The 18,421-nt window shown below is 68.6% G+C and carries 17 protein-coding genes; 7 read left to right on the forward strand and 10 right to left on the reverse strand.

From position 1 onward, the window contains the following. Positions 1-49: 49 nt before the first annotated feature. Both ACIOU8_RS11765 and ACIOU8_RS11770 read right to left on the reverse strand, forming a co-directional pair. Positions 50-1,054, reverse strand: a complete 1,005-nt coding sequence (locus ACIOU8_RS11765; protein ID WP_400789524.1) for an L-idonate 5-dehydrogenase — start codon at positions 1,052-1,054, stop codon at positions 50-52. Next, positions 1,051-2,601, reverse strand: a complete 1,551-nt coding sequence (locus ACIOU8_RS11770) for a mannitol dehydrogenase family protein (protein ID WP_400789526.1) — start codon at positions 2,599-2,601, stop codon at positions 1,051-1,053. The genes ACIOU8_RS11765 and ACIOU8_RS11770 overlap by 4 nt, the downstream gene beginning before the upstream one ends. Before the next feature lie 152 nt (positions 2,602-2,753). Here ACIOU8_RS11770 and ACIOU8_RS11775 point away from each other — a divergent pair, with 152 nt between their 5' ends. Then, positions 2,754-3,719, forward strand: coding sequence for a LacI family DNA-binding transcriptional regulator (locus ACIOU8_RS11775; protein ID WP_400789529.1), 966 nt, complete (start codon positions 2,754-2,756; stop codon positions 3,717-3,719). A 12-nt stretch (positions 3,720-3,731) separates the two neighbouring features. Here the strand turns inward: ACIOU8_RS11775 and ACIOU8_RS11780 are convergent, their stop codons facing one another. Continuing rightward, on the reverse strand, positions 3,732-4,358 hold the full coding sequence (locus ACIOU8_RS11780; protein WP_400789531.1) for a response regulator: 627 nt from the start codon (positions 4,356-4,358) through the stop codon (positions 3,732-3,734). After that, positions 4,355-5,539: a sensor histidine kinase gene (locus ACIOU8_RS11785; protein WP_400789533.1), complete on the reverse strand. Its 1,185-nt coding sequence runs from the start codon at positions 5,537-5,539 to the stop codon at positions 4,355-4,357. The genes ACIOU8_RS11780 and ACIOU8_RS11785 overlap by 4 nt, the downstream gene beginning before the upstream one ends. A 164-nt stretch (positions 5,540-5,703) precedes the next feature. Between ACIOU8_RS11785 and ACIOU8_RS11790 the strand changes: the two genes are divergently transcribed. The 4 genes from ACIOU8_RS11790 to ACIOU8_RS11805 all read left to right on the forward strand — a co-directional run bounded on the left by ACIOU8_RS11790 (position 5,704) and on the right by ACIOU8_RS11805 (position 10,789). After that, positions 5,704-6,774, forward strand: a complete 1,071-nt coding sequence (locus tag ACIOU8_RS11790) for an FtsX-like permease family protein (protein ID WP_400789535.1) — start codon at positions 5,704-5,706, stop codon at positions 6,772-6,774. After that, positions 6,771-7,466, forward strand: a complete 696-nt coding sequence (locus ACIOU8_RS11795) for an ABC transporter ATP-binding protein (protein WP_400789537.1) — start codon at positions 6,771-6,773, stop codon at positions 7,464-7,466. The genes ACIOU8_RS11790 and ACIOU8_RS11795 overlap by 4 nt, the downstream gene beginning before the upstream one ends. 79 nt (positions 7,467-7,545) lie before the next feature. Further along, positions 7,546-8,436 (forward strand): formate dehydrogenase accessory sulfurtransferase FdhD, encoded by an 891-nt coding sequence (gene fdhD / locus ACIOU8_RS11800; RefSeq protein WP_400789539.1) that lies wholly within the window; start codon positions 7,546-7,548, stop codon positions 8,434-8,436. Next, a complete protein-coding gene (locus tag ACIOU8_RS11805) occupies positions 8,426-10,789 on the forward strand; it encodes an FdhF/YdeP family oxidoreductase (RefSeq protein WP_400789542.1) in 2,364 nt (787 codons plus the stop codon). Before fdhD ends, ACIOU8_RS11805 begins: the two co-directional genes overlap by 11 nt. Before the next feature lie 56 nt (positions 10,790-10,845). Here ACIOU8_RS11805 and ACIOU8_RS11810 read toward each other — a convergent pair whose 3' ends face one another. Then, positions 10,846-11,664, reverse strand: a complete 819-nt coding sequence (locus ACIOU8_RS11810) for a shikimate 5-dehydrogenase (protein WP_400789545.1) — start codon at positions 11,662-11,664, stop codon at positions 10,846-10,848. 543 nt (positions 11,665-12,207) lie between these two features. Here ACIOU8_RS11810 and ACIOU8_RS11815 point away from each other — a divergent pair. Continuing rightward, complete coding sequence (locus ACIOU8_RS11815) at positions 12,208-12,414, forward strand: cold-shock protein (protein WP_042540947.1); 207 nt, start codon at positions 12,208-12,210, stop codon at positions 12,412-12,414. 230 nt (positions 12,415-12,644) lie between these two features. Here ACIOU8_RS11815 and ACIOU8_RS11820 read toward each other — a convergent pair whose 3' ends face one another. From ACIOU8_RS11820 to ACIOU8_RS11830, 3 genes are all read right to left on the reverse strand, one after another. Next, complete coding sequence (locus ACIOU8_RS11820; protein WP_400789548.1) at positions 12,645-13,310, reverse strand: HAD hydrolase-like protein; 666 nt, start codon at positions 13,308-13,310, stop codon at positions 12,645-12,647. A gap of 63 nt (positions 13,311-13,373) precedes the next feature. Further along, the gene (nucS, locus tag ACIOU8_RS11825) at positions 13,374-14,069 is read right to left on the reverse strand and encodes an endonuclease NucS (protein WP_290162616.1); all 696 of its coding nucleotides are present in this window, start codon (positions 14,067-14,069) and stop codon (positions 13,374-13,376) included. Between the two features lie 9 nt (positions 14,070-14,078). Then, complete coding sequence (locus ACIOU8_RS11830) at positions 14,079-15,338, reverse strand: MFS transporter (RefSeq protein WP_400789551.1); 1,260 nt, start codon at positions 15,336-15,338, stop codon at positions 14,079-14,081. 59 nt (positions 15,339-15,397) lie between these two features. Between ACIOU8_RS11830 and ACIOU8_RS11835 the strand changes: the two genes are divergently transcribed. Next, positions 15,398-16,459, forward strand: a complete 1,062-nt coding sequence (locus ACIOU8_RS11835) for a LacI family DNA-binding transcriptional regulator (RefSeq protein WP_400789553.1) — start codon at positions 15,398-15,400, stop codon at positions 16,457-16,459. Between the two features lie 13 nt (positions 16,460-16,472). Here the strand turns inward: ACIOU8_RS11835 and ACIOU8_RS11840 are convergent, their stop codons facing one another. Next, a complete protein-coding gene (locus ACIOU8_RS11840) occupies positions 16,473-17,972 on the reverse strand; it encodes a hypothetical protein (protein ID WP_400789556.1) in 1,500 nt (499 codons plus the stop codon). Positions 17,973-18,020: 48 nt separating this feature from the next. Beyond that, positions 18,021-18,347 (reverse strand): L-rhamnose mutarotase, encoded by a 327-nt coding sequence (locus tag ACIOU8_RS11845; RefSeq protein WP_400789559.1) that lies wholly within the window; start codon positions 18,345-18,347, stop codon positions 18,021-18,023. Between the last annotated feature and the right edge of the window lie 74 nt (positions 18,348-18,421).

Genomic DNA, 18,421 nt, shown 5'->3' on the forward strand with positions numbered 1-18,421 from the left:
CTCCTTCGGACCAGGAACAGGTGAGGTGCGCGGGGGCGCGGAGGGGCGACTAGAGGGAGAGCAGGACCTTCGCCGAGGCCGACGAGTCGCGAGCGAGCTCGAAGGCCTGGACGGCGTCGGATGCCGGGAGGACGTGAGAGATGACGGAGTCGAGGGCGTCGGACTCGGTCAGCAGGGCGACCGCGTCGTCGATCTCGGTGGAGAAGCGGAAGGCGCCGCGGATCGTGAGCTCCTTCGCGAGCATCGGGGCGAGGTTCACGCCGATGTCGGCGTTGGGGAGCATGCCGACCTGCACGATCGAGCCGGCGCGGCGAGCGGCGCGGACTGCAGACGAGAGCGCGACTCCGACACCGGAGCACTCGAACACGACGTCGTACGACTCGTTCTCGATCGAGTCGCGGCCGACGAGAGAGACCTCGGTCGCGCCGAGGGACTTGGCCCGGTCGAGGGGCTCTTCGCGCACGTCGCTGGCGCCGACGACGGATACTCCGGCCTTGACCGCAGCAGCCACGACGAGGAGGCCGATCGGGCCGGCTCCGATCACGAGCGCCCGCTTGCCGGCGATGTCGCCGGCGAGGTTCACGGCGTGGATCGCGACGGCGAGGGGCTCGGCCAGCGCTGCGCGCTCGAGCGGAAGAGAGGTCGGGAGGACGCGGATCATCTGCTCTTCAACGATCAGCATCTCGGATGCTCCGCCCTGGCGGTGCGGGTTCGCCGCGGCGCTGCCGAAGTAGTCGCCGCCGGGGCGCAGGTGCGGGCGGTCCTCGAGACCGGGCACCTCCGGGCCGTAGCGCGCGGGGTGCACCGTGACGGGGGTTCCGGGGGCGAGGCGACCCGAGGGGTCGAGGTCGACGACACCCGAGAGCTCATGACCGGGGGTCAGCGGCTCCTGGATCGTGTACTCGCCGTTGGCGCCGTGGAAGTAGTAGTGCAGGTCGGATCCGCAGATGCCGACGTAGTTCACGCGGAGGCGCACCTCGCCGTCGCCCGGGTTCGGAACCTCGCGGTCCTCCCAGCGGATGTCTTCTTTGCCGTGGATGGCGAGAGCCTTCATGGCTGCATCTCCTCTGTGCCGGTGAGTGATGAAGTGCTGGTGAGTGATGACGTGGGGGTCTGGGATGCCGAGACGGCATCCGCTATCGCGGCATCGACGCCGCGTCGCTGGATGGTGTCGATCAGTTCGCCGACTCGGGCGATGAACGCATCCTGAGATCCGAGTCCATCACCGAACAGGTGCAGCTCGCTGATCACGCGCTGCGCGAGCTCGTGACCGTTGCGGGCCCTGGCCGAGTATCCGGCGAGGCGCTCGCGGGCGCCGTCGGTCATTGCGGCGGCGTGCAGGCCGGGGTCGAATCCGGGCAGCGGTGCGATGCACGACAGGTATCCGGCGACCGTCAGCGCGATCAGATGCGGCATCTCGCCGTTCCCGAGGGCGAGCAGGGCCGGCTCGGGGATGCGCTGACGCAGCTTGACCGAGCCGTCGGTGCCGACCTGGCTGGTGCGGTGGCCGAGCGCGCTGTTGGCCCAGCGCTCGAACAGCTCGGTCTCGTAGGCGCGGATGTCGATGCCGGACGGCACCTCGATCGAGGGCTCGTACTCGTCGCGCAGCACGGCACGAGCGGCACGCTCGATGCGGTCGAGTCCGATCGCCTCGGGGATCGTGCCGACTCCGCTGAGTGCCCCGAGGTAGGCGATGAGCGAGTGCGTGCCGTTGAGCAGCCGCACCTTCATCTGCTCGTAGCGTGCGACCTCGTCGGTGAAGACGGCGCCACCGGCCTCCCACGCGGGGCGGCCGCCGGCGAAGCGGTCTTCGATGGCCCACATCGTGAACGGCTCGGCGGGCACGGGGATGCCATCGCGCGCACCGAGCAGGCTGCTGACACGGGTGCGCAGCTCGGCGGTGGTCGACGGCACGATGCGGTCGACCATGCTCGACGGGAACGACACGGATCTGTCGAGGAAGGCGAGCGCGTCGACTCCCTCGGAGCCGGGCAGCTCGTGCAGGAACTCGCGCACCAGCTTCTCGGTGTGCTTGCCGTTGGCCGACAGGTTGTCGCAGCTGAGGATCGAGATCGGAGCGCCACCGGCAGCAGCGCGGGCCTGCAGACCGCGGGCGAGCTGGCCGATCGTCGAGCGGGCGGCTCCGCCGCGCAGGTCGGCGCGCACCGTGTCGTCATCGAGGTCGAGGCGCTGGGTGGCGGGGGAGTAGCTGTAGCCGTTCTCGGTGACGGTGAGGGTCACGATACGGATGCCGGGGTCGGCAATCTGCGCGATGACGCGTTCGGGCTGCTCGGCGCCGACGAATGCGTCGGTGTGCACGCCGGGGATCGTGAGTGACGTGCTGCCGGGCGAGATGGTCGCGACCGAGTAGAGCATGTCCTGCGCGTGCATCGCGTCGACGATGGACCGCGAACGGGATGCGACGCCGACGATGCCCCAGTCGCCGCCGGAGGACTGGAGGGCGGCCGCGGTGTACACGGCCTGGTGCGCGCGGTGGAAGCTGCCGATTCCGAGGTGCAGGATGCCGGCCTCGGTGGGGGCGACCAGGGGGGTGGCTGTCGCAGCGGTCGTGCGGCGCAGGGCCGGTGCTGGGGTGCTCACGCGGTGGCTCCTTCGCTCGGGGCCGCGCACCGCTGAGGGTGATCGGCGTTGATCGTCATGCAAATAAGTGTGCAGTGTTTGTACAAACTTGTCAACCTGTTTTACATCGAGGTGGAGGATCGTAGGATTACTGCGAGGGGTGGGAGGTCGAGATGGCAGCGACGCTGACAGACGTGGCACGGCGCGCAGGAGTGTCGATCGCGACCGCCTCACGAGCGTTCGGAGAGCCGGATCGTCTCGCGCCCACCACGCTCGGCCGCGTGCTCGAAGCTGCGGGCGAACTCGGCTACGCCACCTCGCAGTCCGCCACCGCGACCCGCACGTTCGGTGTCGTCGTGCCCGACGTCTCGAACCCTGTCTACGCGACGCTGCTCAAGGCGATCCAGGGGCAGGCGTGGCACGGACGCCATCGCATCGTGCTCTTCGACGCCGATGAAGACCTGCGCCGAGAGCGCGAGCAGATCGAGCAGGCCCGCAAGCTCGACGGGATGCTGCTGTGCAGCCCGCGTCTGCCCGACGCCGACGTGCTCGAACTGGTCGGCGACACCCCCTATGTCGTGGTCAACCGTCAGATCGACGGCGCGCCCTGCGTGCTGATGGACACCGAGCACGGGCCCGCGCAGGCGATCGAGCACCTCGCGGCGCTCGGGCACACGCACATCGCGTACGCCGCGGGTCCGCGTGGGTCATGGGCCGACGTGCGTCGCGCCGACACCGTGGCCCGTGCGTGCGAGCGCCACGGCATCCGCCTCACCGGACTCAGCCACCATGCCGCTTCCATCCAGGGCGGCCGCGCCGCCGCCGCTCCGGCCGCGGCAAGCGGCGCCACGGCAGTCATCGCCTACAACGACCTCGTCGCCCTCGGGCTCGAGGCCGGACTGCTCGAGCTCGGCAAGCGCTGCCCCGCAGACATCAGCATCGTCGGCATCGACGACATCGACTTGGCCGGTGCGGTCACGCCCGCGCTCACGACGGTGCGGATGCCGATCGAACGCAGCGGTGCGCTCGCCGTGGATCTGCTGCTCCAGGCGATGAACGGCACAGCCATCGATGAGGTCGTGACTCTCGGGTCGCAGCTGATCGTGCGCGCGTCGACCGCGGCGCCGCCTGCCGTCTGAGACTCATCCGTCTCAGCGCAGAATCCCTTTCCGACGTGCCGCCGAGACCGCGGCGGTGCGTGAACTGACGTCGAGCTTCGAGAAGATGTGCGCGAGATGCGACTTCACGGTCGTCTCGCTGACGAAGAGCTCGTCTGCCACCTCGCTGTTCGATCGCCCCGCGGCGACGAGCTCGAGGACCTCGATCTCGCGACTGCTGAGGCTGACGCGCGGCGCGCGCATGCGATCCAGCAGACGGGAGGCGATCACGGGTGCGAGCGCGCTCTCTCCCGCGGCTGCCGCGCGCACGGCGGCGGTCAGCTCATGCGGCGGGGCGTCCTTCAGCAGGTAGCCGCTCGCGCCGGCCTCGACGGCGCCGAGGATGTCGGCATCCGTGTCGTAGTTGGTGAGCACGAGCACATAGGGCGGTGCCTCGAGCGCCCGGATACGGCGAGTCGCATCCACGCCCGTGTTCTGGGAGTGGGAACCGAACTGCAGATCCATCAGCACCACGTCGGGATTCTCGCGCTCGGCGCAGGCGACGGCCTCTTCGGGTGTGGCTGCTTCGGCGACCACCTCCAGATCCGGTTCGAGGCTGAACAGGGCAGTGAGACCGGCGCGGACGATGGGGTGATCGTCGGCGATCACGAGGCGGATCATGCGAACTCCGTCAGCGGGAGATCGACGGTGAGCGTTGTTCCCTGTCCGGGTGCCGCATCGATCTCGAGCCGCCCGCCCAGCTGCTGCACCCGCTCGGCGGTGGCGCGCAGACCGAAGGAATCCGACCTCTCGGCGGTCCCCGATGCAGGAATCTCCGCCTCGAATCCGGTTCCGTCGTCCTCGACGGTGAAGCGCAGGTGGTCGTTCTCGACGCTGATGGTGACCGTTGCGGTCTTCGCGTGAGCGTGCTGGAGGACGTTGGCAATGGCGCCCTGTGTGATGCGCAGCAGCGCTGTCTGCAGGTGCATGGGCAGGACGATCGTGTCGGACACCCGCACCTGCACGTCGAGTCCCTGGGTCGCCCACTGCGTGCGGGCCAGCCGCCGCAGCGCCCCGCCGAGCGTCTGATCGTCGAGCTGGGGTGGGGTGAGCTCCCGGATGAACCGCCGCGCCTCGACGAGGTTCGCGGCAGCTGTCTCTCGCGCGAGTCGGATGTGCTCGATTCCGGGGCGATCGGCATCGGCGCGCTCTGCGGCATGCAGCAGCATCTGGATGCTGGAGAGCCCCTGCGCGAGCGTGTCGTGGATCTCGCGGGCAAGGCGAGCGCGCTCCGCGAGAACACCCGATTCGTGCTCCTGCGCGGCCAGCTGACCACGGGTCGCGAGCAGCTCACCGACCAGCGCTTCGCGTTGCTCGGCCTCTCTCGCGAGGGCCTGGTAGCCGAGGCCGATCAGGAGTGCGACGGCGGCGCCGACGAACGGTCCGACGACCCCGCCGACGCTCCACCCGCCGTGGATGCCGAGCGCGCAGACCGCGACGATCGTCGACACGAGTATCGCGGCGGATCCCGCCCAGCGCCCGAGAAGGTGGAGGAACAGGAAGAACAGCGGGAAGACGAGGTAGGCGGCATCGGCGCTGACCCCGAGCAGACCCAGCCACTCCGCTGAGAGCAGGGCCAGCCAGATCAGCGACATCACCCGTCGTCGGTGCGAGAGACGAGCGAGCAGCACACCCGCTGCATACGTCGCGCCGACGACTAGCGCCAGCACGATGGCGGAGACGCTCGACTCCGACGGGTCGAGCGCGGCGCGGGCGATGACGACCCCCGTCAGGGCGAAGAAGAGAACGTGAAGACCCGTCCGCAGACCCACGAACACCGGGGTCAGAGCGGTATGCGCCATGGATCGAACTCTACGCCGCCGCTCCGAGCCAGGCATCGTCCGAAAGGACGATCGAGGAGTACTCATCCTGGGCGGGGAATGCTCTCCGAGCGGCCGATGACCTTGACGACGCCGACGGCGAGAGTGGAATGGTCGCCGCATCGGAGACAGGAAAGGCAACCGTCATGTTCGTCGCGCTACGCGATCTTCGCTTCGCCCAGGGACGCTTCGTCCTCATCGGCTCCGTCGTCGCTCTCATCACCCTTCTCGTGGGGTTCCTCAGCGGGTTGACGGGGGGCCTCGCCATCCAGAACGTCTCGGGAGTGCTCGCACTTCCCGCAGACCGCATCGTGTTCTCCTCCCCGTCTGGTGAAGACGGGGCGGCCAGCTTCGCGGACTCCGCGATCACCGAGAAGCAGGCGATGGAGTGGGCGGCGACGGCCGACGTGACCGACGCGCGCCCCCTGGGCATCAGCCAGACCCGCGCCGAGACCGACGACACCCGTGTCGCGATCGCGGTGTTCGGTGTCGAGCCCGGCTTCGACGACGACGCCCCCTCCGGGGATGGGCAGCTGCGTCTATCGGTGCCCGCTGCGGATGAGCTCGGCGTGAAGGTCGGAGACCAGATCGAGATCGCCGGCGTCTCCTACGGCGTCGAGACCGTCGAGGGAGATGCCTGGTACAGCCACACGCCGGTCGTGCAGATGACCCTGCACGACTGGCAGGCGTACTCGGCATCCACGGGAAACCCCGATGCCTACGCCACGGTCCTCGCGGTCACGGGCGCCCCTGACTGGGATGCCGCGGATGCCGCGAACGACACGATCTCGGAGACGACCCTCGGATCGCTGACGGCGCTGAGCGCCTTCCGCTCCGAGATCGGATCGCTCCTGCTCATGGTGGCCATGCTGTTCGGCATCTCGGGACTCGTCATCGGGGCCTTCTTCACTGTGTGGACCATGCAGCGCAAGGGTGATGTCGCCGTCCTCAAGGCGCTCGGCGCGAGCACGCGATCCCTGATCCGCGATGCCTTGGGTCAGGCGCTGATCGTCCTGCTGGTGGGCATCGGCACAGGGCTGGGGCTGGTCACCGTGCTCGGCCTGCTCGCCGGCACCGCCCTTCCGTTCCTGCTGAGCCCTGTCACGACGATCCTTCCTGGAGGCATCATGATCGCCCTCGGCCTCGCGGGCGCCGCCTTCGCCCTGCGATCCGTCACCTCCGCCGACCCCCTCACCGCACTCGGGAGCAACCGATGATCCGCCTGCACGACATCACTCTGACCTTCCCCGACGGCGACTCCCGCGTGACCGCCGTGGATGGCGTGTCCCTCACCGCGCACCCGGGAACCGTCACCGGCATCACGGGCCCCAGCGGCTCCGGCAAGTCGAGCCTGCTCGCCGTCGCCGGCACCCTGCTGCGGCCGGACTCCGGTGCGATCCTCATCGACGGGAGCGACGTCACGGCACTAAGCCCGGCCGAAGCGACGCGTCTGCGGCGGGACCGGATCGGGATCGTCTTCCAGCAGCCCAACCTCATCCCGTCCTTGACTGCCCGTGAGCAGCTGAGCGTCATGAACGAGCTCGGTGCCCCGCACAGCCGACGCCATCGTGCCAAGGCGGCAGCCCGTGCGGATGAGCTGCTCTCGGCAGTCGGCCTCGCGGAGCACGGTCACAAGAGGCCGCACCAGCTCTCCGGCGGACAGCGTCAGCGAGTCAACATCGCTCGAGCCCTGATGAACGATCCGAGCGTGCTTCTGGTCGACGAGCCCACCAGCGCGCTCGATCAGGAACGCGGGGCTGCGATCATCGACCTCATCCTGCGGCTCACCGACGAATTGAACACCTCGACGCTGCTCGTCACGCATGACCTCGTGCACCTCCCGCGCATGCACGGGGTGCTGCATCTCGTAGACGGTCGAGTGGTGGACGCCGCCGTTGCTCGGCGTTGAGCGGCTCTGGCTGCTTGCCGGAGCTCTCTCTGCCTGATCACGGCTGATCCGATCGAAACCGCGGAGTACGCTCGCTGGTGTGGGGCGGATCACGACGCGGAGACCGATTCTGAAGCTCACCCTCGGCGAGGGTGCGAGCCGTCGCGCCGACACGCTCGCCGTCGAGGAGCCGCTGGAGATACGCGTCGCGGGCTCGCCGCTCGCTGTGACGATGCGCACGCCGGGCCACGACGTCGAGCTGGCCGCAGGGTTCCTCGTGTCCGAGGGGATCATCGCCGAGGCGGCCGAATTCCACTCGGCGATCCACTGCGGTGGGCCGGGAACGGGCGGCCAGGAGAACACCTACAACGTGCTCGACATCAGCCTCGCCCACGGCGTCGCACTTCCCGACCCCGATGCTGCCCGGCGCTTCTACACGACCAGTTCGTGCGGCGTCTGCGGCAAGGCCAGCATCGACGCGGTGCGCACGGTGTCGCGGCATCCGCTCTCCGACGACGACGTCCAGGTGGATGCCGAGCAGATCGCCGCCTTCCCCGATCGTCTGCGCGCAGAACAGGCGGCGTTCGACAAGACGGGCGGCTTGCACGCGGCTGCTCTCTTCGATGCCGATACCGGAGACCTGCTCGTGCTGCGCGAAGACGTCGGGCGGCACAACGCCGTCGACAAGGTGGTGGGCTGGGCGCTGCTGAACGACCGGATGCCCCTGCACCGGCAGATCCTGCAGGTCTCTGGTCGAGCCAGCTTCGAGCTGGTGCAGAAGGCCGCGATGGCCGGCATCCCTCTGCTCAGCGCCGTCTCGGCGCCCTCTTCTCTCGCGGCGGACCTCGCCGAGGAGTCGGGGGTGACGCTCGTCGGATTCGTTCGCGGGCGGTCGATGAACATCTACACGCACGCGCATCGGGTGCGCATCGGAGCCGAGTCGCTCGGGTCGTCTGCGCAGTCTGAAGAAGGGGCACACCATGCTCGATAGCCAGGGAACCGCAGGGGCCGCCGGAACGGCCGGAACCGCCTTCGGGCTGATGCCGGTCGAGCCGCGCCAGGGTGGTTACGGCCCTCGCACCGATCGGCCGTGGTCGCGCAAGCCCTACGGTCACCCCGCGGCTGGGTGGGGTGCGGCGCTGTCAGTGGGGCGGGTGGTGGTGGAGCAGCGCGTACCGATCGCCGGTCCGCTCTCGATGCTGCAGATGAACCATCCCGTCTCGGGTTACGACTGCCCCGGGTGCGCGTGGCCCGACGACCTCGGCAACCTCAAGCTCGACATCTGTGAGAACGGCATCAAGCACGTCACCTGGGAGATGACGCGCAAGCGGGTCGACCGGCGCTTCTTCGCGGAGCACACGGTCACCGAGCTCGCGACCTGGCCCGACTTCGACCTCGAGGATCAGGGGCGCCTGACCGAGCCGATGGTCTACGACGCGGACACCGACCACTACGTGCCGATCACGTGGGACGACGCGTTCGCGCTGGTCGGCGACGAGCTTCAGGCGCTCGACAGCCCCGACGAGGCATCGTTCTACACGTCGGGTCGGCTGAGCAATGAGGCGACCTTCCTCTACCAGCTGATGGTGCGCGAGTACGGCACCAACAACCTGCCCGACTGCTCGAACATGTGTCATGAGGCGTCTGGCCGCGCCCTCAAAGCCTCGATCGCCACAGGCAAGGGCACGGTCGACCTGCACGACTGGGACGACTGCGACGCACTCTTCGTGCTGGGCGTGAACGCGGCGTCCAACGCTCCTCGCATGCTCACGGCGCTGTCGGATGCCGTGAAGCGCGGTGCCCAGGTCGTGCACGTCAACCCGCTCGTCGAAGCCGGTGCCACCCGAACGATCGTGCCGCACGACTTCGTCGACATGGCGCGCTTCACGGCCACGGGCACGAGCACCATGAATCTGCAGGTGCGCCCAGGCGGTGACCTGGCTCTGATCAGAGGCATGTCGAAGGTCGTCTTCGAGGCTGCTGGCGATGACCCCTCCGTTCTCGATTCCGGGTTCCTCGGCGCTCTGACGAGCGGGGTAGAGGAGTACCGAGCGCTCGTCGAGGCCACCACCTGGGCCGACCTGGTCACGCAGTCGGGGCTGACAGAGGCGCAGATCCGCTCGGCCGCTGCCGTGTACCTGGCGGCCGAGCGCACGATCATCAGCTGGTGCCTCGGCGTGAGCCAGCACGAGCACGGCGTGGACACCGTGCGCGAGATCGTCAACGTGCTGCTGCTCAGAGGCAACATCGGGCGCACGGGCGCAGGTCCCTCACCCATCCGCGGGCACAGCAACGTGCAGGGCAACCGCACCTGCGGAATCGACCATCATCCCACCGACGCCTGGCTCGACCGTCTCGCCGCCGCATGCCGCATCGACCCTCCACGGCATCCTGGACTCGACACCGTGCGCACGATCGAGGCCATGCATGACGGCCGCGTGAAGGTGTTCGTCGGCATGGGCGGCAACTTCGTGCTCGCGGCTCCCGACACCCCGTTCACGGCGCAGGGGCTCGAGAAGTGCCGCCTGACGGTGCAGGTGAGCACCAAGCTCAACCGCAGTCACCTCGTGCACGGCGCGAAGGCGCTGATCCTGCCCTGCCTCGGCCGCACCGAACGCGACCAGCAGGCTCAGGGCCCACAGGGCATCACGGTCGAAGACGCGATGAGCATGGTGCACCTCTCGATGGGGCGCAAGCAACCGGCATCCGCGTACCTGCGGTCGGAGCCGGCGATCATCGCCGGGATCGCGAAGGCGACGCTGCCCCACACGGCCACGCCCTGGGACTGGTACGTCGGCGACTACGACAACATCCGCGAGGTGATGGCGAAGGTGCTTCCAGGGTTCGAGGGGTTCAACGACCTGATCCGCGACAGGCACGGCTTCCGCATCCCCCAGCCGGCCAGGGATCGCGTGTTCGAGACCCCGTCAGGGCGTGCCGAGTTCTCGCACGCGCCGCTGCCGAACGTCATCCCCGAGTCCGGCGACACCTTGGTGCTGCAGACCATGCGCTCGCACGACCAGTGGAACACGACGATCTACTCGAACAACGACCGCTATCGCGGCGTGAAGAACCTGCGCGAGCTCGTGTTCCTGCACGAGGACGACATGCGCGACCGAGGTCTCGTCGAGGGTGACCTCGTCGACATCGTGTCGACCTCGAAAGACGGATCGACGCGGATGCTGAGGGCATTCCGCGCCGTGCCCTATGACCTGCCTCGTGGCAGCGCCGCCGGCTACATGCCTGAGATGAACGTGCTGATCGGGCGCAAGGACTTCAGCGCGCAGAGCGACCAGCCGCTCATGAAGAGCATCCAGGTGACGGTCTCGCGCACGGGGGAGTGAGCGGGCCCGCGCTCTGGCTGCGTGACCGCCTCCACCGTGTCATACGGGCGGGGTGGTCACTGCGCCCGCATGAACTCCTCGGCCGCCGCTACCTGGCGGGGGGTCGGGCGGATTCCGGTGTAGAGCACGAACTGCTCGAGCGCCTGCAGGGTCGCGACCTCCGCACCGGTGATGACCGTCTTGTTGACTGCGCGCCCCGCTGCGATCAGCGGCGTCTCGGCAGGCAGGGCGACGACGTCGAACACGACGGATGCCGCCGCGATCTGCTCCTCAGTGAACGACAGTGCATGCTCGTCCGCCCCATTCGCCATGCCGATCGGCGTGATGTTCACGATGATGTCGGCCGTCACGGCATCCGCATCCGCCGTCCAGGTGAAGCCGTAGAGATCGGCCAGCCCTCGACCGCGCTCTTCGTTGCGCGCCGCGATCGTGACCCGCGAGAAACCGGCGTCACGGAAGGCGGCGGCCGTGGCCTTGGCCATCCCTCCCGAGCCGCGCAGCAGCACGGACGCCTCGGGGTCGAGGGCGTTGCGCTCGATCAGCTGGGCGATCGCGCTGTAGTCGGTGTTGTAGGCCGTGAGCACCCCGTCGTCGTTCACGATCGTGTTCACCGAGTCGATGGCTGTCGCTGAGGGGTCCATGCGGTCGACGAGCGCGATGACGTCCTCCTTGAAGGGCATCGAGATCGCGCAGCCGCGGATGCCGAGGCCTCGCACGCCGGCGATCGCCTGGCCGAGGTCGGTCGGAGCGAACGCCTTGTAGATCCAGTTGAGACCCAGCTCCTCGTAGAGGAAGTTGTGGAATCGTGTGCCGTTGTTGCTCGGGCGTGCAGACAGCGAGATGCACAGGGTCATGTCCTTGTTCAGCATGGTCACCGCACCAGGCTACTCGCGAGGCGGTGCGGCGTCGGTCTCCGTCGACGTCGCACGGCGTCAACCCCCGTAGCGGGATCCTGCAGCCTCCCCTAGTGTGAAAGTGCATGCACAGGGGATTGATCGTCTTCGTCTTCCCCAGAGACGGACTGCCTTCCCCAGAGGCAAAGGCGATTCGTGCATGCGATTGGGCCCTCTCGAGTAGTTCTGTCCCCAACGGATTGCTCGAGAGGGCCGCTATCGTTTGTCTCCTTCTGACAAGTTTTCGTTTTGTCCCCCAAATGGGGGACAAAAGCCCTTCGGAGGGGTTAGGCTGGAATCTGACGCACCCTCCGGTCGTCTTCGGCCCTCATCGCTCCCCCCGCGGTGAGGGCCACACCATTTTCTGGGCACGTCGATTGCGTTCATCCGCGCCCGTCATGTGACCGCTCGTGCAACATTTGGGTTACGGGCTGACCCCGAGACTTCCGCTCAGCGCGTGCTCCACTAGCGTGGAGCACGTCGGGGCATCCTGCGTCGGCTTCTTTCCAGCAGAACAGGCAGTACATGAGCACCCAGGGCACGGTTAAGTGGTTCAACTCGGAGAAGGGCTTCGGCTTCATCTCCCCCGACGACGGCGGCGCTGACGTTTTCGCGCACTACTCCGCCATCGAGTCATCCGGCTACCGCTCTCTTGAAGAGAATCAGCGAGTCGAGTTCGACGTGGCGCAGGGCCCCAAGGGCCTGCAGGCTGAGAACATCCGTCCGCTCTGAGAGCGGACGTCCATAGAACTCCCTGACCGGGGGCCGCAACCCGTTGCGACCTTCCGGCAGGGAGTTCTGTGCGTTGCGGGCTGATTTCGACGGTTGTTCCGCCTGCGGCGGCGGGCCCGGTCTGCCCCTCGGGAGGAGAACTGCGCCTCGGGAGGAGAACTGCGCGCCGAGGCTCCTCCCCAAGGAGAGTTCTCCTCCCCGAGGCGGCGGGTCGGCGGCCGGCCCGAAGGTCAGTTCAGCAGAAGCGCGCGCAGCTCGTCGGCGGATGCTGCGCGGAACGCCGCCTCGTCACCTTCGTGCGAGTCGCTGAAGCCCCACTCGACGAAGACCACGGGGACGCCGTTCGCGTTGCCGCCCTCGACATCGTGGTGTCGGTCGCCGATGAGCACGGGGCGTGAGACGTCAGCGCCGCGGTCGGCCAGACGGCGCAGCGCCTCGGCCACGATGTCGGTCTTCGACGCGAGGGTCGATTCGTCAGGCGTCGCGCCGACGGTCGTGAGGAAGTACGGGCGGAGTTCGAAGAAGTCGATGATCGCATCGACCTGGATCTCGGGCTTCGAGCTCGCGGTCGCCTGCGGGATGCCGGCGGCGTGCAGGTCGCGGATGATCTCGGGGACGCCCGGGTAGGTCCTGACGTCGGTCGTGTATCCGTCGGCCTTGCCGAGCGTGCGGTAGAACGCCACGGCGTCGGCGGACTGCTCGGGAGTCATCCCCGCCTGCGCCTGGAAGGACTCGAACATCGGCGGCCCGATCCAGTGCACCAGTTGCTCGCGCGTCGGAGCGGGATGACCGAAGTGCGTGAGGGCGACGTTCAGGCGGCGAAGGATGCCGACCGACGCGTCGGCGAGGGTGCCGTCGACGTCCCAGAGCACGCACGAGTAGGGAGAAGAAGCCATACCTTCCAGCCTATGGGCAGTGCACGAGTCGACCGACCGCGGTGAACATCTGTGCAGCTCACCTCAGAAGAGGCGGGGGATGCCGGACTCGATGCCCTTCATGTCGTCGTAGTCGAGCACGAGGCAGCGGATGCCGCGGTCTTCGGCCAGCACACGCGCCTGCGGCTTGATCTCCTGGGCGGCGAAGACGCCCTGCACGGGGGCGAGGTGCGGATCGCGGCCCAGCAGCTCGAGGTAGCGGGTGAGCTGCTCGACCCCGTCGATGTCGCCGCGACGCTTGATCTCGACCGCGATGGCCGCGCCGTCGGCATCCCGCACGAGGAGATCGACGGGCCCGATGGCCGTCGGGTACTCGCGGCGCACCAGGGTCGCGCCGTCCGAGATGCGCTCGACCTGCTCGGCGAGCAGACGCTGCAGGTCGGCTTCTACGCCGTCCTTCTGCAGACCGGGGTCGACGCCCAAGTCGTGATTGGTGTCGTGCAGGATCTCGTAGATCTGCACGCGCAGCGCGTCACCGGTCTTCTTGTGCGTGACGCGCCAGACCTCGGTGACGCCGGCGATCGACTCCTCTTCACCCGGCTCCTCGGAGGCGAGGGAGCAGGGCGGGCTCATCCAGTTCAGCGGCTTGTAGCTGCCGCCGTCGGAGTGCACGAGCAGACTCCCGTCTCCCTTGTGCACGAGCAGACGCGTGGCAAGCGGGAGGTGAGCATTGAGCCGGCCCGTGTAATCCACGGAGCAGCGGGCGATGACGAGACGCACCCGTCGAGCCTACTTCGTCGGGCGCACTCCTTCTGCGGTGACGGGTGCGTCGGACATCTCGTCCTTGCGCAACGGCCGGGCGGCACCCGAGAACAGGCCGGACAGCACGACCAGGACGACCAGGATGTAGAGCGTGTTCAGCAGGCCGATGTGCTCGCTGATGAAGCCGAGCACGGGCGGGCCGCCGAGGAACGAGATGTAGCCGATCGTCGCCGCGGCGCTCACGCGCGCAGCCGCCTTGGCGGGGTCGTCGGCCGCGGCCGACATTCCGAGCGGGAAGCCGAGCGATGCGCCGACGCCCCACAGCGCCGCACCCACGAACACCAGCGGGAGGCTGGGCGCGAGGATGAAGAGCAGGATGCCGGAGGCTGCGGCCACGGCGAGGATGCGGAGCACCGCCACGCGTCCGAAGCGGTCGACGAGTGGTCCGCCGAAGATGCGGACGACGGTCATCGCGACCGAGAACGTGGCGAGGGCGGCCGCACCGAGCGCGGTTCCGCCGCCGTGGTCCTCAGCGACGCCGAGGGCCAGCCAGTCGTTGGCGCCGCCCTCTGCGAACGACATGCCGAGCATCACGACGCCGATCGCGTAGGTGCGGGGTTCGCGCCAGGCGGACATCGCGACATGCATCCGTTCGCGCCAGTGCACCTTCTCGCCGTCGTCGGTCGCCGGATCGAGCGCTTCGGCACGACGGGGGACACTCGCGATGCTCACGACGCCGATCGAGGCGATCAGCACCGCGACGACGAGTGTGTGCGCGAAGACATTGATCTGCAGCTGGGCGGCCAGGGCGCCGAGGCCGGCGCCGATCACGGTGCCGAAACTGAAGAAGGCGTGGAAGAGGGGAAGGATCGTCTTGCCGGAGTGCTGCTCGATCGCGGTGGCCTCGACGTTCATCATGACGTCGACGCAGCCGTTGCCGAGGCCGAACAGCACGAGACCGATCAGCACGATCGAGTACGAACCCAGTACGTTGGCGCCGATACCGATCAGGGCGACGCCGGAGGCGAAGGTGAAGATCGACACCATCATGCCGAGGCGTGCGCCGGTGCGTGCCATGATCGCCGGGCTGGTCGAGATTCCGATGATCGAGGCGATTCCCGCACCGAGCAGCAGCATGCCGACCTGCGCCTTGTCGACTTCGAGCGCGAGCTTGATGTCGGGGACACGCGACGCCCAGGTCGCGATCGACAGACCGCTGGCGAGGAAGATCGCGAAGATCGCGGTGCGCCAGCGCACATACTGCGATCGGGAGAGAGCCGTGTCCATGTCGCACAGCATATCGAATCGATTCGATGATCGAGAACCCGGGGAGCTATCCTCGGAGTATGACGAGCCACGACACCCCGCGCCGAGCGACGATCGCCGATGTCGCCCGCGAGGCGGGAGTGGCGACCTCGACCGCATCCGTCGTCTTCAGCGGCAAGGCCAATGTCGCCCCCGCCACGCGCGAGCGCGTGCTCGCGGCCGCAGCCGAACTCGGCTACGCCGGACCCGACCCCCGCGCGGCCTCCCTGCGCCGCGGTCGCAGCGGCATCGTCGCCGTGGTGCTCGAGGGGCATCTGCGCGCGGCCTTCCTCGACCCGGTGACCACCGCCATGATGGACGGCCTCACCGACGGGATGGCCGACCTGAGCGCGGGGATCCTGCTGATGCGCGACGAGCCGGGCGATGACGGATCGTCACTGTCGAACGCTCCTGTCGACGCGGTCGTGCTGATCGGATGCTCGGGGCGTGCCAAGGCATCTCTCGACATCGTCCGCAGTCGGGGACTGCCGGTCGTCGTGATCGAGGGCGACGCCGGAGAGGGCATCCCGAAGATCATGCTCGACAACGCAGCCGCTGCCGCAGACGTCGCTCGTCACCTGCGCGATCTCGGACACCGCGATGTGGCGCTGGTCACCCTGCCGCTCGACACAAGGCGCGAGCTGGGCCCGGTCACCCAGGAGCGCATCGACGCGGCGACGGTGGATGTGACGATCGATCGCCTCGCCGGCATGCGCGAGATCTTCCCCGATGCTCCGGCGATCTCGGCGGGAGGCAGCTTCATCGATGAGGGCCTCTTCGCGGGGCGACGGCTGCTGGCGGATGCCGCGACGAGGCCGACGGCGATCCTCGCCCAGAGCGACCTGATCGCGGTGGGCGTCATCCGTGCGGCGGAGGAGCTCGGGCTGCGCGTGCCCGAGGACCTGTCCGTCGCCGGATTCGACGGCATCGCCGCCGATGGGCTCGGCGACCTCGTGCTCACGACCAGTGTGCAGCCGGCGGTCGAGAAGGGGCGCGCTGCAGGAGAGCAGGTCGCACGCATGCTGCAGGGGGAGCCGGGCCTCACCCTGCACCTCACCTGCCGATTCCGTGAGGGCACGACCACCGCGCCGCCCGCCCGCTGAGCGGACCGGGGCATCAGGAGCGCTGCGGGCCCAACGGCAGTGTCTCCGCGCCGAAGTCCAGGATCGAGTACCGACCGCAGTCGATGATCGTCTCGGGGAGAGCCGCCTCCGGCAGGTCCCACGGCACCGTCTGCGAATCCTCGACGAGGAACGACACCTCGCCGACCGCGAAGTCCGCGCGATTCACCAGCCAGGCGTACGCGTTGAGCCGATGATCGACCTGCACGAGTCGTGAGGATTCGGCCAGATGCAGCTTGGGAAGGCGCACGGTCCAGAACTGGCCGGCACCGGTGCGGCCGGAAGCGTCGACCCAGGCGGTGACGCAGGCCAGATCGGTGTCGGGCCGGGCGGCGGCATCCGTGAGTCGAGGGATGCTGAGGCCACCGATGATGAGCAGCACGACCCCGGCCACCGCCGCCACGGCCCTCCGCGCATTGTGGTTGACCCGCGGGACGTGCGGAGCGGCGACGAGCGCGAGCACAGGAGCGAAGGCGACCGGCTGCAGATACCGTGCCGCGTGGGTTCCCAGTGCGATGGCCCCGATCACGACCACGACCGGTGCGACCCAGGCCGATGCGGCGACCAGTCGTGAGCCGGGCCGGCGCGGCCGCACGGTTCGCACGACGGCGACGACGAGGAGCGCGGCAGTGATCAGCAGCCCGATGACCCAGAAAGGGCTCTGCATGCGTTCGCCGACGAGCCGCGCGTAGTAGTCGATCGACTCGTGCCACTGCCCGGGCTGCACGTAGTCGACACCGGTCTTCGTGATCCATGCCGCGAGCGGAATACGCGACAGGAGTCCGAGTGCGGTGCCGGCGAGCAGCACGACGATGATGACCGACGTCCGGGAGCGCAGCTCCGAGGACGTCGCGGCGACAGCCAGGACGATCACGAGCGGCACCGTCGCCCACGCCGCGTAGAGGGGGTTCGAGAGGGTGGACACGAGCGCGACGACTCCGAGGGCGATCGCGGGCCACGCTCTGAGCTCGTGGCTGTCGACCATGCGCCGCACGATGCCGATGGTGAAGACCGTGCCGACGACGGTGGCGGAGTAGTACGTGGTCGTCAGCTGCAGCGACGCGAGATCGAGTGCCTCTCGCGACGCGGAGACGTCGGTCATGGCGAGCACGCCGAACACCGAGAGTGCGAGCACGGACCAGGCTACAGGGGCCGCACCCGCGCGGGCGCGGCCGGCAGCCAGCCGGATCGCGCCGTAGAGGGCGAGCAGATTGACCACCGCGCTGATCGCGAAGAGGCCGTTCGCATCGACGGGCAAGGCTGCGTCGAGGGCGGTGAAGGCTGCGGACTCGGGCAGGAACAGCACGCTCGACATCGCCCAGTCGAGCGGCTCTCCAGCGAGCAGCGAGCGGGCGAGCATCGCGACGACCATCGAGTCGCCGTCGCGGAAGAGCAGATCTGCTCGGGCTGACGACGCCACCGCGCCCCCGGCGACGAGCGCCACAGCGGCAGCGCTCAGCCAGCCAGCCAGCTCCCGCACCCACGACCGCGTCACGGGGCTACTCTGTCACGACCCCCGAGAGGGCCCTCGACTTCACGTCGATCACGCGGTCTGCGACCGGAGATCCCAGACCTGTTCGAGAGGAGCGGTCGCCTCGTAGCCCTCGGCATCGCGGAAGAGCTCGACGAAGCGGCCGATGTCGGCCTGCCACGCGTGATCGGCCGGGTCGTCCTGGAGGGCGGCGACAGCGGCATCCCAGTCGTCGCACTCGACCAGGTGGAAGAGACGATGACCGGATCGCCAGATCGTCCAGTCATGGATGCCGATGCGCGAGAAGGTCGCGGCGAGAGCATCGGGGATGCGGGCGTGGTTCGTGCGGTAGTCCTCGATCGCGCCGTCGCGGATCTCGGAATGCAGGGCGATGCGCATGGGTGGCTTCCTTCCGTCCGACGGGGCGGATCGCCATCGCGACGGTCGTCGCGGCTTCGGCCCCTGTGGACCAG

It is taken from the genome of Microbacterium sp. NPDC087589 (genome assembly GCF_044743635.1).
In the GTDB taxonomy this organism is placed as follows: Bacteria; Actinomycetota; Actinomycetes; order Actinomycetales; family Microbacteriaceae; genus Microbacterium.